General features: G+C 30.3%; 16 protein-coding genes and 1 pseudogene. All 17 read left to right on the plus strand.

All coding sequences use genetic code 11. The features are described 5' to 3' along the window. Positions 1-308: 308 nt before the first annotated feature. Complete coding sequence (locus BM077_RS14135) at positions 309-1,451, plus strand: flagellin N-terminal helical domain-containing protein (protein ID WP_089750312.1); 1,143 nt, start codon at positions 309-311, stop codon at positions 1,449-1,451. 135 nt (positions 1,452-1,586) lie between these two features. After that, positions 1,587-3,038 (plus strand): flagellar filament capping protein FliD, encoded by a 1,452-nt coding sequence (gene fliD / locus BM077_RS11025; RefSeq protein ID WP_089750314.1) that lies wholly within the window; start codon positions 1,587-1,589, stop codon positions 3,036-3,038. A gap of 82 nt (positions 3,039-3,120) precedes the next feature. Further along, positions 3,121-3,555: a flagellar export chaperone FliS gene (gene fliS, locus BM077_RS11030; protein ID WP_176941715.1), complete on the plus strand. Its 435-nt coding sequence runs from the start codon at positions 3,121-3,123 to the stop codon at positions 3,553-3,555. After that, positions 3,545-4,006: a flagellar export chaperone FlgN gene (flgN, locus tag BM077_RS11035; RefSeq protein WP_089750315.1), complete on the plus strand. Its 462-nt coding sequence runs from the start codon at positions 3,545-3,547 to the stop codon at positions 4,004-4,006. The genes fliS and flgN overlap by 11 nt, the downstream gene beginning before the upstream one ends. 82 nt (positions 4,007-4,088) lie before the next feature. Next, a complete protein-coding gene (locus BM077_RS11040) occupies positions 4,089-6,053 on the plus strand; it encodes a motility associated factor glycosyltransferase family protein (protein ID WP_089750317.1) in 1,965 nt (654 codons plus the stop codon). Further along, entirely contained in the window at positions 6,053-6,628 is a 576-nt protein-coding gene (locus BM077_RS11045; protein ID WP_089750319.1) for a hypothetical protein, read from the plus strand. The genes BM077_RS11040 and BM077_RS11045 overlap by 1 nt, the downstream gene beginning before the upstream one ends. Before the next feature lie 64 nt (positions 6,629-6,692). Continuing rightward, the gene (locus BM077_RS11050; RefSeq protein ID WP_089750322.1) at positions 6,693-8,084 is read left to right on the plus strand and encodes a B12-binding domain-containing radical SAM protein; all 1,392 of its coding nucleotides are present in this window, start codon (positions 6,693-6,695) and stop codon (positions 8,082-8,084) included. Positions 8,085-8,112: 28 nt separating this feature from the next. Then, positions 8,113-8,820 (plus strand): acylneuraminate cytidylyltransferase family protein, encoded by a 708-nt coding sequence (locus tag BM077_RS11055; protein WP_089750323.1) that lies wholly within the window; start codon positions 8,113-8,115, stop codon positions 8,818-8,820. After that, positions 8,817-9,866 carry an N-acetylneuraminate synthase gene (neuB, locus tag BM077_RS11060; RefSeq protein ID WP_089750326.1) on the plus strand — a complete coding sequence of 350 codons (1,050 nt, stop codon included), beginning with the start codon at positions 8,817-8,819 and terminating at the stop codon, positions 9,864-9,866. Before BM077_RS11055 ends, neuB begins: the two co-directional genes overlap by 4 nt. Then, on the plus strand, positions 9,859-11,040 hold the full coding sequence (gene neuC / locus BM077_RS11065) for a UDP-N-acetylglucosamine 2-epimerase (RefSeq protein ID WP_089750328.1): 1,182 nt from the start codon (positions 9,859-9,861) through the stop codon (positions 11,038-11,040). Before neuB ends, neuC begins: the two co-directional genes overlap by 8 nt. 33 nt (positions 11,041-11,073) lie before the next feature. Further along, entirely contained in the window at positions 11,074-12,060 is a 987-nt protein-coding gene (locus tag BM077_RS11070) for an NAD-dependent 4,6-dehydratase LegB (protein ID WP_089750330.1), read from the plus strand. Positions 12,061-12,083: 23 nt separating this feature from the next. After that, a complete protein-coding gene (locus tag BM077_RS11075) occupies positions 12,084-13,205 on the plus strand; it encodes a LegC family aminotransferase (RefSeq protein ID WP_089750332.1) in 1,122 nt (373 codons plus the stop codon). Between the two features lie 2 nt (positions 13,206-13,207). Continuing rightward, positions 13,208-13,867: an acetyltransferase gene (locus BM077_RS11080; protein ID WP_089750334.1), complete on the plus strand. Its 660-nt coding sequence runs from the start codon at positions 13,208-13,210 to the stop codon at positions 13,865-13,867. Then, a complete protein-coding gene (locus tag BM077_RS11085; RefSeq protein ID WP_089750337.1) occupies positions 13,860-14,918 on the plus strand; it encodes a nucleotidyltransferase family protein in 1,059 nt (352 codons plus the stop codon). Before BM077_RS11080 ends, BM077_RS11085 begins: the two co-directional genes overlap by 8 nt. 65 nt (positions 14,919-14,983) lie before the next feature. Further along, positions 14,984-15,373, plus strand: coding sequence for a hypothetical protein (locus BM077_RS11090; RefSeq protein ID WP_089750341.1), 390 nt, complete (start codon positions 14,984-14,986; stop codon positions 15,371-15,373). Next, positions 15,345-15,932, plus strand: a complete 588-nt coding sequence (locus BM077_RS11095; RefSeq protein WP_089750343.1) for a hypothetical protein — start codon at positions 15,345-15,347, stop codon at positions 15,930-15,932. Before BM077_RS11090 ends, BM077_RS11095 begins: the two co-directional genes overlap by 29 nt. A 72-nt stretch (positions 15,933-16,004) precedes the next feature. After that, positions 16,005-16,677 (plus strand): annotated as a pseudogene (locus BM077_RS11100) (IS3 family transposase); the annotation flags it as partial.

Consider the following 16,677-nt stretch of genomic DNA (forward strand, 5'->3'; position numbering starts at 1 on the left):
TATGCATTAAACAATGATTAAGATATTAAATAAAATGTCGATAAATATAATAGTAGATAGAAAAATAAAGGAAAGTTAGTATCGACGGGTGCTTTGAAACCAATTTAAAGTAGTTGTGGCTACTAACTTTTATCAGATATAACTAGAGCGGCCGACTAGTAATAGCTGATAAATAGTATCCAAATAGCGTGTGTAGCTAATGTGTTAAGGATTTAAATGGTTTTAATTGACACTGACACTATACACTGACACTAATTTTTCAACACGGATGTTGAAAAATATAAAAAATTCAAGGAGGATGATATATTATGAGAATTAATACAAATGTTGCTGCGTTGAATTCATACAACCAGCTAAAAACTACACAGAGCAATATGAGCAAATCTTTAGAAAGGTTGTCAAGTGGTAAGAGAATTAACAGAGCTGCTGATGATGCTGCTGGTTTAGCAATTAGTGAGAAGATGAAGGCGCAAATTAACGGTTTAGCACAGGCACAGAGAAATGCACAAGATGGTATTTCTATGATTCAGACTGCTGAGGGTGCTTTGAAAGAGACTCACTCTATTTTACAAAGAATGCGTGAATTATCAGTTCAAGCAGCTAACGACACTAATACTAATGCTGATAGATTTGAAATTCAAAAAGAAGTTAATAAGCTAACTGAAGAGTTGACAAGAATTGGTAATAACACCGAGTTTAATACTCAAAAATTATTAGATGGTAGCCTGAAAGCGGCAAAGTTTCAAATTGGTTCAAATGAAGGTCAAAACATATCATTAAAGATTAATGATATGAGAGCTGAGAGTTTAAGTGTTACAGCAGATAGTAGCGTTTCAACTTTTGATGCTGGGACAACTAATATGGCTGCTAGTGGAAACTCAACAACTAATTTACAGGGAGGGGCATATAGTGTATCTGTAACAGATAGTGGTGGCGCTGACCTTAAAGCTGCTGATGGTACTGTTATTGCCAGTGGAGCTTTGGCTAGTGGTGGTACAAGTGTGACATTTAGTGGTATTAATGGTGACTCTTATACTGCAGATGATACTACATCAGGTTCTGTGACTATTGCAATTTCTGATGCTGCAACTTCAGGTATTTCTACTGACGCTGGAAATATTTCAATTAATGTATTAGAAAAAGGCGAGGGTATCAGTGTTATGAATCAAGCAGATGCTGATGATGCTATTACTACAATAGATAATGCTATATCTAGAGTTTCGGCTGAAAGGTCTAAGCTTGGTGCATATCAAAATAGATTAGACCATACTATTAATAACTTGAGTACATCTAAAGAGAACTTAACTGCTGCTAACTCTCGAATTAGGGATGTTGATATGGCGAAAGAGATGATGAATTTGAGTAAGCAACGAATTCTTTCTCAAGCTGGTACTGCTATGTTAGCACAAGCTAACCAAAGACCGCAGGGAGTTCTTCAACTTCTAGGTTAATACATTAGTGTCAGAAAGCAGTTTCATTACTCGGTGAAGGAATAGACTGACATAAATAAAAAATAAATATGAATAAAATAGGCCGGCCGGTTTTCTGGCTGGCTATTTTATTAGTTTAAATTTGGGGGTGAGAAAATGGCAGATTTAAGCATGGATGGTTTAGCTACTGGAATGGCAACTGGAAATATAATTAATCAAATATTAAATGCAGAATATGGAACTAAGTTACAGAACTTAAGTAGAGAGAAGAGTAATTTAAAAACTGAAAAAGATGCTTGGCGGGATGTGAATTCTAGAATAAGTAATTTAGAAAATAAAATGGCTGATTTAAGACTAAGCTCTACCTTCGACTCCAATAAAACAACTAGTTCTTCAAAAGATGTAGCTGATGCGACAGCAACTACTGCTGCTGATGCTAGTAGTTATACTTTAGATATTAGTCAATTAGCTAAAAAGCATCGAGTTGCTTCTGCACAGCAGGTTGATTCTACGAGTGATTTAGGCTTAAATGGAGGGAATAGTGGTAGTTTTACTATTGAATTGGATGGTATTAGTAAAAGTTTTAATGTTAGCATAGATGGGCCTGAATCATTGAATGATGTACGAGATGCAATTAATAATGCCAGTGGAAATGATGATGGTAATGGTAATAAATTAGTAGAATCGTCAGTAGTAGACAATACTTTAATTATTGAAGGTGTAAACACAGGAACTAATAATATGCTTTCTTTTCAGGACCCTGATAATATTCTAGATAATGATGGGACTAATGATTTAGGTTTTGATTTAGATATTAATGGTAATGTTAATACTGCTAGTGAACTTCAGGCAGCTCAAGATGCCCAGTTTAGTGTAAATGGACTTGCTGTTACTCGGTCTAGTAATCAAGGGCTTGATGATGTAGTAAATGAAGTTACTTTTAATTTAAAAACGACAGGGGCTACGACTATTGAAGTTAGTAAAGATATAGATAAAGCTACCTCTGCTATTCAAGAGTTTGTAGACCAGTATAATAGCGTGCAGAGTTTCATTGGGAAAAAACTTGATTATAATCAAGAAACTGGAGAAGCAGGAGCCTTACAAGGTAGTGGAACTCTAATGAGATTACAGTCAAAATTGCGACAGATGATTACTAATAGCGTAGATAACAATAGTGACTATGATCAATTAGCAATGGTAGGAATAGAGATTAATCGTGATGGAACTATGGAGTTCGATTCTAATAAATTTAAAGAAAGTATTGCTGATAAGCCAAACGAAGTAAAGAAACTATTTAATGCCGATACTGATGAGGGTGATTCTTTTAATGGCATTGCTACTAAAGTAGATGGCTATCTTGATTTATTGGTTCAAAGTAATACAGGAGTAATCCCGGAGAAAGTAGATTCTTATGAAATAATGGTGGAAAATGTTGATGAGCAAATTGATTCTGTAAATGATAACTTAGAGCAAGAAAGGGAAAGATTGCAGAGTGAGTTTACAGCTATGGAAACAGCTATTTCAAAAATGAATAGTCAAATGAGCTGGATGCAGAGCCAGTTAGCTAGTTTAGGTGGTAGTGCTAGTAGTATAAGTTCAATGCTTTAATTTAATATATGCATTGACAATTAGTAGTAATTACTTAATAGATACGGATAATTTATTAATTAATAAAAGGGAGAGTTTAATTATGGCTAACAATCCTTATCAGAAATATCAAAACACTCAGGTGGAAACATCTAATCAAGAAAGATTAGTTTTAATGTTATATAATGGAGCGCTCAAATTTGTTAAACAAGCTAAGCAAGGGTTAAAGAATAATGATTATCAAGTTACAAATAATTGTTTAATTAGAACACAAAATATTATTAATGAATTAATGGTTACATTAGATATGGAGCAAGGCGGAGAGATTGCTCAGAATTTAGAGAGCTTGTATGATTATATGAATCGTCGTTTAATTGAGGCTAATATTAATAAAAGTATTGAACCAATGGATGAAGTAATAGATATGTTGGAAGAGTTAAGTGATACTTGGAAGCAAGCTATGCAGAATTTAAAGAAAGAAAGAAAAGTTCAAAAGAAACAACAAGTGCCTTCTGGAGGTATTAGTGTTGAAGGATAAGTTAGATCATAAGAGTTTAATTAATGAAATAATAAATATTTATAAACAAGAGCTATTAATTTATAAGCAGATTTTTAAATTAACTAAAGATCAACAGCAAGCTATTGAAAAGAAAGAATGGCAAAATTTAAAACAAATAATAGAGGATAAAGAAAAGAAGATAGATAATATTGAACAATTAGAAGCTCAATTGATATCTTATAAAAAGCAATTAGCCCAGCAGAATAATTTGCAATTGGATGCAAACGAATTCAAGGAAGTTATTGAAAATACTTATCAAGTCATGCACCGGATTAATAAGTTAGAAAAAGATAATAGAGAACAGATAATTAACCAAAAGAATAAAGTACAGAAGAAGATGAAAGATATCAATACAGGTTTAAATATTAATCGTGCTTATGATGGTGCTGTTAATAACTATGAGGGTAAATTTATCGATAATAAAAAATAAATTTCATATTTCCCTTAGATTTTTTAAGTAAGAATAGTTAATGAAAGAATAGATTTGAAGTAAAGAAAGATGGGGGATTAGAATGGCTTTTTTTGATGAAAATATGCGGTTATTGAAACGGAAAAGCAAAATGGCTTATAATATAATGGATAATTACCATCAATCAGATAAAATCGTAGTAGATGATGAAGTTAGTGACCAAGATATTATAGCTCAAGTTAGAGATTTAGAAAATGATTTAATAATTAATATAGAAGAAACTAAAAATGATAGTTATACTATGCAGATAATCAAAGATGAAGAAAAAAATTATTTTCATAGTAGATATTATCCTGTTAAAGAGGCTAAAAAGTTAGTTGATAACTTACAATTAAAGTATAATAGTAAAGACCAAATTTTTGGTTTAGGAGTTGGTTTAGGATATCATCTAGTAGAACTATTTACTAAGGATAAATTTAGTAAGGTTTTCATTATAGAACCTTATTTATCAATATTTTATACCGCATTACTTTATAGTGATTTAACTCCTATTCTAAAGAGTAAGAAGTTTATTTTAGTTGTAGGAGACAAAGGGAATCTCTATTCTACTATAAGAGCTAATTATCAATTATCTTTAGCAAATAAAATTAAATTCTTTGAACATCCTCCTTCACTTAGGTTATTTAATGAAGATTATGACCAAATTTATAATGAGATTAGAAATGCTATTGAGTATAAGAATATTAGTAGAATGACTAATATTAAGGTAGCAAAACAATGGCGGAATAATATTATTTCAAATTTACCTTATATATTAAAGAATCCAAAAGCTGATGACTTTTTTAATTCTTTTCAAAACATACCAATAATCTGTGTTGCAGCTGGACCTTCTTTAGACAAGAATATTGATCAATTGAAACATGCCAAAGGGAATGCCCTATTGATCTGTGTAGGAACGGCTTTAAAAGCATTACTAAAAGCTGGAATAGAGCCAGATATTGTAGTTTCTATGGATGGTAGTCAAAAAGTGTATAATCAGTTTAAAGGTATTGGAGATTTGAGTGATGTTTTTCTTTTTTCTGAAAAGGCTAATTCACCTTTAGTTAATGATAATTGGGTTGGATTTCAAGTCTTCTTTACAATGAAGCGGAATTTAAGTGCTTGGGTAGAGAAGATGAAAGGGAAGTATACTGGAATTAATACTGGCGGTACTGTAGCTCATAGTATGGTTGACTTAGCTTATAAGTTTGGAGGAAATCCAATTATTCTTGTAGGACAGGACTTATCATTTTCTGAGGATAAGACTCATGCTTCAGGAACAATATATGATAATAATAAAGTAAATGACGAAGGGTTAATTACCGTAGAAGGAATTAACGGAGATCGAGTATATACAAATAAAAGCTTTAAAAGTTTTTTGAATTATTATAATGATTATTTTGCTAATCGGTCTAATAGATTATATATTGATGCAACAGAAGGTGGAGCAAAGATTGACCATACTAAGATTATGACTCTTCAAGAAGTAATAGCTAAGTATTGTGTAGAAGAAGTTGACCCTTTAATTACCTTGCAAGAGGTTTATAATAAAAAAGAAAAGCATAATGATTATTACAAAAATTCAAAAGAAGAAATAGATAAAACTATTGAGGAATTAAATAGTTCAATTGAAATTTTAGAAGAACAGTTATCTTTCGTTAAGGGGATTGAAAAAAAATTAACTCAGGTTCAGCAAATAAATAACGATAAATTAAAAGAAGTACAAGCTAAAGTACGGGAATATGAGTCTAAATTAAAACAACATAAAAGAATAAGTTATTTTACACAAAGGACTTTAATTATCGAGAAATTAAAGTATCAAGAAGTTAATAATAAATATTTCTTTAATAATAAACAGGAATTGGAAGAGAAAATGAAGTATTATCGAACTTATTGGACTAATTATTGGCAACAACTTAAAACTTCTTTAGAATTATTGAAAAAAACATCTAAACAGATTGATGAAAATAAAGCGCTCTTTAATAAAGATAAGGCAATAATTAAAGACTGTAAAGTAGGTGGAAAGTAATGAAGGTATATTTGAATGGTCAGGCAATTAAAGATTTATCTGATTTAAATAATATAGTGGAAGTATTAAATGGGATATATTCCAGGTTAAATAATGAAATTATAAGTAATATTTTTATTAACGATGTAGAGGTGAATGAGTCCTATTTAATAGAAAATAATTATAACTTAGATCAGATATCTAATATTAAATTTAAAACAACGAAAGTTAATATATTAATACAAGAAACATTAGAGCAAGCTGATGAATATTTACCAAAGCTTAGAAAAGGGATAATAGAAACAACAGAACTATTTAGACAAGGTAATATTGAGGAAGGGAATCAGAAATATCAACTATGTTTAGAAGGGTTGGAATGGTATACTGATGCTTTAGAAAGTATTTTATCTTTAATTTCTAATGATCAGTTAAAAGAGGAAGGGAAGAATAAACTTACTAATATTAATACAATATTAGTAGATATAATGAAAGCTTTTCAAAATGAGGATATGGTTTTTGTAGCAGACTTATTGGAATATGAAATATTAGATTATATAGATGATTTTATTAAATTTAATAAGAAGTTAATGGATTAATAGATATATTTTAAATTAATATTAATATAATTGATATAGTATTTTAATTAATGGGAGGTCTATAATGAAAGTATTATTAATAGTATACGATAATGATTCATATATACACTGGTTTCCTCAAGGTTTAGCTTATATAGCATCTGCTTTGCGTGATGCTGGTCATGAAATTACAATTTATAATCAAGATAAGTATCATTATTCAGAAGAACACCTAAAAGAATATTTAATAAAAAATAATTTTGATGTGATAGGTATTAGTGTGATAGCAGGTTATTATCAATATCAAAAGCTATTAGAAATTTCTAAAGTAATTAATAGTGTTCCTAACAAGCCTTTTTATATGATTGGAGGACATGGTCCTTCACCAGAGCCAGAATACTTTTTAAATAAAACTAATGCTGATGCAGTAATAATTGGAGAAGGGGAAGTAACAGCAGTTGATTTATTAAATGCGTTAAAGAATAAAAGAAATTTATCTACTGTTAAAGGAATTGCTTATTTAGATGATGAGAGTGAATGTATAGTTACTGAGAGAAGGAATTTAATAAAAGATATAGACACTATTTCTTTTCCTGCTTGGGATTTATTTCCGATGGATTATTATTCACTACTTAGAATGCCTCATATTAAAAATGATGAGAGGTGCATGCCAGTTCTATCTGCTAGGGGCTGTCCTTTTAAATGCAACTTTTGTTACCGTATGGATAAGGGGATTAGATTGAGGTCTCCTGAAAATATCATTGAGGAGATTAAAATTTTAAAAGAAAAGTATAATGTTTCATATATAGCATTTTCTGATGAACTATTAATGTCATCCCCTGAACGAACCAAAGAATTATGTCATGCTTTTATTGAGGCGGATTTAGATATTAAGTGGGATTGTAATGGTAGACTTAACTTTGCTACCTCTGATGTTTTAGATTTAATGAAAAAAGCTGGCTGTGTATTTATTAATTATGGGATTGAGTGTATGGATGATGAAATATTAGAGGTAATGAATAAGAAATTAACAGTACAACAAATTATTAAAGGTATTGAAGCAACTTTAGATGCAGAAATTTCTCCTGGATTTAATATTATATTTGGCAATATAGGTGAGAATGAAGAGACATTAAAAAAAGGAGTAGAGTTTTTATTAAAATATGATGATCATTCACAATTAAGAACTATAAGACCTGTTACTCCATATCCTGGTTCGCCATTATATTATTATGCTATAGATAATGGTTTGTTAGATGGTGTTGAAGATTTTTATGAAAATAAACATGTTAATTCAGATTTATTATCTGTTAATTTTACTGAACTGTCTGATGAAGAATTTCATAAAGCACTTTATGAAGCTAATAAAACTTTGATAGAAAATTATTATAAACATCAATTAGATAGTTCCATTGAAACGGCAAAAAAATTATATTTTGAATTAGATGAGACATTTAGAGGATTTAGACAATCATAGATAAAATTGATTTATTTGGAGGGTATATATGCTTGAGGGAAATCAAATATTAGCAATGATTTTAGCCCGTGGAGGGTCAAAAGGGATTCCGCGTAAAAATATGAAATTGTTAAATGGTAAACCTTTAATGACGTATACTATAGAAGAAGCAAGAGAATCTGATTATATTGATAGGTTAATTTTATCTACAGATGATGAAGAAATAGCAGAAGCAGGCAAACAATATGGGGCAGAAGTTCCTTTTATAAGACCAGATGAGTTAGCTACAGATACTGCAAAGAGTGAAGACGCCATTATTCATGCTTTAAATTGGCTAAGAGATAATGAAGGATATTTACCTGATTATATAGTACTTTTGCAACCTACTTCACCATTAAGAATAGTTGAGGATATTGATAGAAGTATTGAAAAATTAACTACTAGTAAAGCAGATTCATTAATAAGTATTTGTAAAACAGATAAGTCACCATATTGGATGAAAAAAATAAATGATGAAGGTCATTTAGAGCCAGTCATTAGTGAAAAGAAACATTATAGTCGTAGACAAGATCTACCTGACACTTATCAGTTAAATGGAGCCATTTATATAGCTCAAGTAGAAGTATTTCTAAAATATAAATCATTTTTTACGGATAAAATAGTACCATATATAATGCCTAGGAAACGGTCAATAGATATTGATGATATAATAGATTGGAAGTTAATTCAGTTGCTTTTGGAGGAGGAACTTATATGATTGAAATTGCTGGAAGAGGGATAGGACCAAATGAACCTACCTTCATAATAGCAGAAGCAGGAGTTAATCATAATGGTAGTTTAGATATTGCTAAGCAATTAGTAGATGCGGCTGTTGAGGCAGAGGTTGATGCAGTTAAATTTCAAACTTTTAGAGCTGAAAATTTAGTCTCTAAGCAAGCTCCAAAAGCTCAGTATCAGCTTCAAACGACAGATAAAGAAGAGTCACAGTTTGATATGATAAAAAAATTAGAGCTTTCTCTAGATGATCATTTAAAGCTAAAAGAATATTGTGAAGATAGAGATATCTTATTACTTTCTACACCGTTTTGTTTTAAGTCTGTTGATATAATTGATGATTTAGGTTTAGAGTTGTATAAGGTTGGGTCTAGTGATACAACAAACTTACCTCTTTTAAAATATATAGCTAAAAAAGGCAAACCGATAATTTTGTCTACAGGAATGTGTACTTTAGCTGAAGTAGAAGAAGCAGTTAATATGATATTAGCTACTGGAAATGATAGATTGATTCTACTTCATTGTGTTAGTAATTATCCAGCTAAGTACCAAAATGTTAATTTAAAAGCAATTAATACAATGAGACAAGCTTTTAAATTACCGGTTGGTTATTCGGATCATACTTTGGGAATAGAGATTCCAGTTGCAGCTGTAGCTATGGGAGCAGTAGTGATAGAAAAACATTTTACTTTAGATAATAATATGGAAGGTCCTGACCACAAAGCTTCCTTAGAACCAGATGAATTAAAGCAAATGGTACAAAGCATTAGAAATATAGAAAAAGCTTTAGGAGATGGGATTAAAAAGCCGGCTGAATCAGAAATTGCGAATATAAAAGTAGCCAGAAAAAGTTTAGTTGTAAATACGGAGTTGAAGTCAGGAGAAGATTTAAATAAAGAAGTCTTGGATATTAAAAGACCAGGGACAGGCATTAATCCTAAATTTTTAAATACTGTGCTAGGTATGGAAGTAAAAAAAGATTTAAAAGCAGACCAGGTATTACAATGGGAGGACTTAAAGAATGGATAAACGTAAAATCTGTGTAGTAACTGGAACTAGAGCAGAGTACGGGTTGCTTTATTGGTTAATGAAGGAGATAGATAGTGACCCAAATCTTGAGTTGCAAATTATTACTACTGGAATGCATTTATCACCTGAATTTGGCTTAACGTATAAGAAGATAGAAGAAGATGGATTTAAGATAGATAAGAAAGTAGAAATGCTTATGTCTTCAGATACTGAGGTTGGAATTACTAAGTCAGTTGGTCTAGGATGTATAGGCTTTGCTGATGCTTATGATGAATTAAAGCCAGATATAGTAGTGGTCTTAGGAGACAGATTTGAAGTTTTGGCTGCTGCTATTGCTGCTATGATAGCTAAAATTCCTATAGCCCACTTGCATGGAGGAGAAATAACGGAAGGTGCTATAGACGAATCAATTCGTCATTCTTTAACTAAAATGGCGTCTACACATTTTCCAGCTACTAAAGAATATGCAAGAAGAGTTATTCAGATGGGAGAAAAACCAAGGCGAGTATTTAATTTTGGAGCTCCAGGGTTAGATAATATTCATAAATTAGATTTATTATCAAGGACGGAGTTAGAGAATGAGCTTAACTTTCAATTAGCGAGTAAGACTGCTATTGTTACATATCATTCGGTAACATTAGAGAACAATACAGCTCATAATCAGATTGAAAATTTACTAAAAGCAATTGAAAAGTTTGAAATGAATGTTATTTTTACAAAAGCAAATGCTGACACATCTGGTAGAGTAATTAATGAAAAGATAGAAAAATTTACAAATAAAGAGCCTGAAAAATATAAGTTATTTGATAATTTAGGACAAGTGAGATATCTTTCAGCTTTAAAACATGTTGATATAATGATTGGTAATTCATCTAGTGGTCTTATAGAGGGGCCAAGCTTCAAAATTCCAGTAGTTAACGTAGGAGATAGACAGAAAGGAAGAATAAAAGCAGATAATGTAATAGATTGTGGATATGGCTATCATGAAATTAAAGAAGCAATTAAAAAAGGGTTCTCAGTTGATTTTAAAGATAAAATTAAAGAAGTAGTAAATCCTTATGATAAGCATGAAGATGGTAAAACAAGCTGTCGGATAAAAAATGTTTTAAAAGAAATAGAGATAAATGAGGAATTTATAAAAAAGAGTTTTTACGATATTAATTTATCAATTTAATCTACTTATAGCTTGGTTGAAGGAGGGCAAGGTATGAACTTAACTAATAAAAAGATATTAGTAACAGGTTCTTCAGGTTTCATTGGTTCACATTTAACTGAAAAATTAGTTGAATTAGGGTGTGATGTTAGAGCTTTTGTTAAATATAACTTTAAAAATGATTGGGGCTGGCTTGAACATTCAAAAGTTAAGGATGAGATAGAAGTATATACAGGAAATATTAGAGATTATGATGCTGTTTATGATGCATTGGATGGAGTAGACGTAGTTTTTCATTTAGCAGCTTTGATTGGTATTCCTTATTCTTATAAATCCCCTTTGGCATATATTAATACTAATGTAGAAGGAACATATAATGTTTTACAAGCTAGTCGTCAAAGAGAGCTAGAAAAGGTTATTATTACATCTACAAGTGAAACTTATGGGACTGCACAATATGTACCGATCGATGAAGAACATCCTTTAGTTGGACAATCACCTTATTCTGCTAGTAAGATAGCAGCTGATCAATTGGCCATTAGTTATCATCGGAGTTTTGAAATGCCGATAGCCATTGCTCGTCCTTTCAATACTTATGGTCCAAGACAGTCAGCGAGAGCAATAATTCCTACAATTATTACTCAAATTTTAAATGGACAAAAGGAAATTAAGTTAGGTAATTTATCACCGACTAGAGACTTTAATTATGTTGAAGACACAGTTAATGGCTTTATTGAGATTGCTAAAAGTGAAGAAACGATAGGTGAAGCTACTAATATAGGCTCTAATTATGAGATTAGCATGCAAGATACGGTAGATTTAATTATTGAGTTGATGGATGAAGAAGTAGAGATATTAACTGATGAAAAGAGGGTTAGACCTAATAAAAGTGAAGTAGACCGCTTACTATGTAACAATAGTAAAATTAAAAAGCTAACAAACTGGACACCTCAATATACTATTGAAGAAGGGTTACAGGAAACAATTGATTGGTTAAGTGAGAATTTGCATTTTTACAAGCCAGAGATTTATAATGTTTAATTTAAAGAGGAGAGTCATAAAAGATGGAGAAAATACCGTTATCAATACCATATCTTAACGGGAATGAATGGAAGTATATTAAAGAATGTTTAGACACTAATTGGGTTTCATCTGTAGGTAAATATGTAGAGCAATTTGAAGAAGAGCTATCTGATTATGTAGGAGTAGAGCATGGAGTAGCAATGGTAAATGGAACGGCAGCAATCCATACTGCTCTTAAGGTTATAGGAGTAGAAGAAGGAGATAAGGTTTTAGTTCCTTCGTTAACATTTATAGCATCGGTTAATCCGATTAGATATTGTGGGGCAGAACCAGTTTTTATTGATTCAGAAAGAAGAACTTATAATATAGATCCCGAAAAAACAGTGACTAAGATCGAAGAGATGGTTAATAATGGGGATAAGCCTAAGGCGGTTATTGTAGTCCATTTATACGGAAATCCTGCTGATATAGACCCGATTTTAAAAGTATGCAATGATTATGATATTAAGGTAATTGAAGATGCTACTGAGGCTTTAGGTTCTAAATATAAAAATAAAATGACAGGCTCTTTAGGAGATATTGGGTGTTTCTCTTTTAATGGTAATAAATTAATAACTACCGGTGGCGGTGGAATGATAGTAACAGATAATAGAGAATATGCAGAATATGCCAAATATCTTTCAACTCAAGCAAAAGATGATGCTGAAAATTACATTCATAATGAGGTAGGATATAACTATCGTTTGACTAATATACAAGCTGCTATTGGAGTAGCACAACTAGAACAGATAGATACTTTTATTGCTAGAAAAAGAGAAATAGCTGAAAGATATACATTTGGGTTGAAAAAGATTGATGGAGTTAAAGTAAACAAGAAAAAAAATTGGGCTTATAATAATCATTGGTTATATTCAATTTTAATAGATGAAGATAAGTTTGGTATTACTTCAAAAGAGCTATATAAACTGCTTAATGAGGTAGGAATTATGGCTAGACCTTTCTTTAAGCCAATTCATACTATGCCAATGTATCAAGACTATGAGGCTGATATTAAAATTGCCAATATACTCTGGGAGCAGGGTATTAATTTACCTTGTAGTGTAGGGATAGAGAATAAAGAGGTTGAAGAAGTAATTACTAAAATAAGAAAATTGAAGGGGTAAAAATGTCAAGAAAAGTAGTTTTGATTGGGGCAGGAGGACATGCTAAGGTTGTTATTGATCTTTTAAAAAGTAATAATAATATCAAGATTATAGGCATGATAGATAAGAATAAGAACAGATTAGGAGAAAAAATTTTAGATATTCCTATTATAGCATCTGATAAAGAATTAATTCAAACTAAGAAAAAAGTTAATAATACTTTAATAGCTGTAGGTGGCACAGGTGATAATAGGCTAAGAGTTAAGCTTTATAATAAAGTTAAAGAATTAGGTTATAACTTTATTAATGCTATTCATCCAAATAGTATTATTGGAGAAGAGGTTGATTTAGGAAATGCTAATACTATAATGGCCGGTGTAATTCTAAATTCTGGAGTAAAATTAGGAACTAATAATATTATAAATACCGGAGCTATTTTAGAACATGATGTAGAAATAGGGAATCATGTACATATTGCACCAGGAGTTAAGTTGTCCGGAGGAGTAAAAATAAGTGATTATTCTCATCTTGGAACTGGAGTTACGGTAATCCAAGGTATTAATATAGGGGGAAATTCTTTAATTGGAGCTGGTTCTGTAATTATAGATGATGTGCCTGACAATTCGTTAGTAGTAGGGAATCCTGGACGAATTATTAAAAAGAGGAGGGGCATTAATGACTGAAAAAGATTTAGCAGAAATTATGGTTAATCACAATAATACTATTAAGGAAACAATTGAAGCAATTGATAAAGGTAGAAAGCAAATAGCCTTAGTAGTTGATAAAAACCGAAAACTATTAGGAACAGTAACCGATGGTGATATTAGACGAGGAATATTAAAAGGAATTGATTTAAATAAATCTGTTGATAAAATTATGAATATTAATTATATAGCTTTAAATAAAGACACTTCAAAGAGAAAGATTAAGAAAGTATTTCAAGAGAATAAGATGATTCATCAGATTCCTTTATTAGATTCTAAAAATAGAGTTATAGATTTAGTATTGTTTGATGAAATTTTAGAAGAGAGGAAAAAAGATAATTATGTAATTTTAATGGCTGGAGGATTAGGAACTAGGTTAAGGCCTTTAACAGAAGATACACCTAAACCTATGCTAACAGTAGGGAATAAACCGATTTTAGAAATTATTATTGATCAGTTTAAAGAATATGGTTATTATAATATCTTAATTGCGGTTAATTATAAACGAGAGATAATTGAAAGTTACTTTGGAGATGGAAGTAAATTCGGAGTAAATATTGATTATATTAGAGAGAATAAAAGGTTAGGAACAGCAGGGGCTTTAAAGTTAGCTGAAGATAAACTAAACAGAGAACCTATTTTTGTGATGAATGGTGATATTTTAACAGAAGTAAATTTTAGAAGTTTTATGGCATTTCATCAAAGTAATGAATTTGATTTAACAATGGCAACTAGAAAATATGAATACCAATCACCTTATGGAGTAGTAAATATAGATGAAGCAAAGGTTATGAGTTTAGAAGAAAAGCCTAGTTATTATTATTTTATTAATGCAGGTATTTACTGTTTAAATCCAGATATGATAAAGTATATTCCAGAAAATGAGTTCTTTGATATTACTGACGTTATTAATTCAGCTTTGAACGATGGCAATAATGTAGGAAGTTTTCCTATTAGGGAATATTGGATTGATATTGGTCAGAAAAAAGATTATTATCAAGCTAATGAAGATTATAATTTAAATTATTAATTAGTCAAAGTTTATGTATTTTAATTGATTAAAGTACAGTTTTTGAAAGGAGTAGGTGAAACTAAATGGACGTTGTTTTTTTACACATAGGAATGCCGAAGACTGCTTCTACATATATGCAAAATATATGGTTAAAAGATGAATCATATTCTTTATCATGGAAAGGCAATATTAAGTTTTTTGAACAATTACGATCTACTGTAAAAGAAGGTAATTTAAACAAAAATCTTAAAGTAGATATCAATACAGATATAAATTATCAGGAGGGACAGAAACTTGTTATAAGTAATGAAGGCTTTTCATCAGCATATATGAATGAGGTTGAATTTCAGCATAAAATACCTGAATTTATTGATTATTCCAGTCGTATTCTTGGTCAATTATCAGTCAAACTTATTGATTGTTGTGAGGGAGCCAATTCCATGGGTGAAGTCTGTTTTTGTTCAAGCTATTAAACAGGGGTGGAATGGTTGTGCTGAAAATTTTGTTTATAAGCAGTATAACTTACTTAAGCATTCATTAGATCTTAAATTTATTTTAAAATGTTATAGAAGGTATTTTGATAATATTTTAATAGTTCCTTTTGAAATTTTAAAGGATGATGAAGATAAGTTCTGGGATATTATTTCTAAAAGATTTGAAGTACCTTTTGCAAAGACAAGAACTCAAAAAATTAATAAATCTTTTGATCTTAAAAGAGTATTTATATTATCAAAATTAAATGAAATGTCTAGTGCTTTATTAAATACATTAGAAGATTCAAAAGAATATGCTCATAATTCTAGTCAAGAAAAAGATAAGTTATTAAATATGTATTCACATGGGAATCAGTGGGTTCCTAGGAGGTTTGTTGAATTTGCAAATGATGGACAGTTAGATGAAATTTATAATTTATTTAATATTTCAGGAATTCCAAAAAAATTTCTGAATTTTAATATACCTGATGAGCTTATAGAAGTTATTAAATCAAAATATATTGAGGTTTTAAGAGACAATATAGTGGATAGGTTATAATTAATTGTACAGAAATTTCTCGGACATGATATAATAGTAAGATAAAATCAATAATATGGAGGTATATATATCATGCCGAAAAGATATAATGATGAATTCAAAAAACAGATAGTAAGCTTAGTTGATAATGGCAAAAAGATAAGTGAAATAGTCAAAGAATATAATATTTCCAGATCTACTGTTCATAAGTGGGTAAAGGACTTTAATAATTCAGGTTCATTTAAGGCCAAAGACAATAGAACTGATAAAGAAAAAGAATTAATAAAATTACGCAAAGAAAATCAACAGCTAAAGATGGAGAATGATATTTTAAAGCAAGCGGCGCTGATACTAGGACGAAAGTAGCTGTTATTAAGGCAAATAGGAATAAATACAGTATTAGCGCCATGTGTAGAGCATTAAATGTATCAAGAAGCCTTATTTATTATAAGCCCAAGAAAAAATCATCTGACAGTGATCTAGAAAACAAAATTATCTCTATTTTTAAAAAGAGTAGAAATAATTATGGAACAAGGAAAATCAAAAGAAAATTAGCTAAAAAAGATTATAAAGTATCTAGAAGAAGGATTGGCCGTATCATGAAAAAATATGGTCTGGTTTCTAGCTATACTGTCAAACAATACAAGGTTCATTCAACAAAATGTAATGAAGAAAAAATAGAAAATATTGTTGATAGAGAATTTAACAGAGAGCAAACTCTAGATGTTGTAGTCAGTGATTTAACTTATGTAAATGTTAAAGGTAA

Origin of the sequence: Candidatus Frackibacter sp. WG13, assembly GCF_900114655.1 — a bacterium.
In the GTDB taxonomy this organism is placed as follows: domain Bacteria; phylum Bacillota; class Halanaerobiia; order Halobacteroidales; family Acetohalobiaceae; genus Frackibacter.

Bases quoted from the DNA above. Each gene is read 5' to 3' on its own strand.
- BM077_RS14135 (WP_089750312.1), top strand. From the start codon at position 309: ATGAGAATTAATACAAATGTTGCTGCGTTGAATTCATACAACCAGCTA.
- fliD (WP_089750314.1), top strand. From the start codon at position 1,587: ATGGCAGATTTAAGCATGGATGGTTTAGCTACTGGAATGGCAACTGGA.
- fliS (WP_176941715.1), top strand. From the start codon at position 3,121: ATGGCTAACAATCCTTATCAGAAATATCAAAACACTCAGGTGGAAACA.
- BM077_RS11040 (WP_089750317.1), top strand. From the start codon at position 4,089: ATGGCTTTTTTTGATGAAAATATGCGGTTATTGAAACGGAAAAGCAAA.
- BM077_RS11045 (WP_089750319.1), top strand. From the start codon at position 6,053: ATGAAGGTATATTTGAATGGTCAGGCAATTAAAGATTTATCTGATTTA.
- BM077_RS11050 (WP_089750322.1), top strand. From the start codon at position 6,693: ATGAAAGTATTATTAATAGTATACGATAATGATTCATATATACACTGG.
- BM077_RS11055 (WP_089750323.1), top strand. From the start codon at position 8,113: ATGCTTGAGGGAAATCAAATATTAGCAATGATTTTAGCCCGTGGAGGG.
- neuB (WP_089750326.1), top strand. From the start codon at position 8,817: ATGATTGAAATTGCTGGAAGAGGGATAGGACCAAATGAACCTACCTTC.
- neuC (WP_089750328.1), top strand. From the start codon at position 9,859: ATGGATAAACGTAAAATCTGTGTAGTAACTGGAACTAGAGCAGAGTAC.
- BM077_RS11070 (WP_089750330.1), top strand. From the start codon at position 11,074: ATGAACTTAACTAATAAAAAGATATTAGTAACAGGTTCTTCAGGTTTC.
- BM077_RS11075 (WP_089750332.1), top strand. From the start codon at position 12,084: ATGGAGAAAATACCGTTATCAATACCATATCTTAACGGGAATGAATGG.
- BM077_RS11080 (WP_089750334.1), top strand. From the start codon at position 13,208: ATGTCAAGAAAAGTAGTTTTGATTGGGGCAGGAGGACATGCTAAGGTT.
- BM077_RS11085 (WP_089750337.1), top strand. From the start codon at position 13,860: ATGACTGAAAAAGATTTAGCAGAAATTATGGTTAATCACAATAATACT.
- BM077_RS11090 (WP_089750341.1), top strand. From the start codon at position 14,984: ATGGACGTTGTTTTTTTACACATAGGAATGCCGAAGACTGCTTCTACA.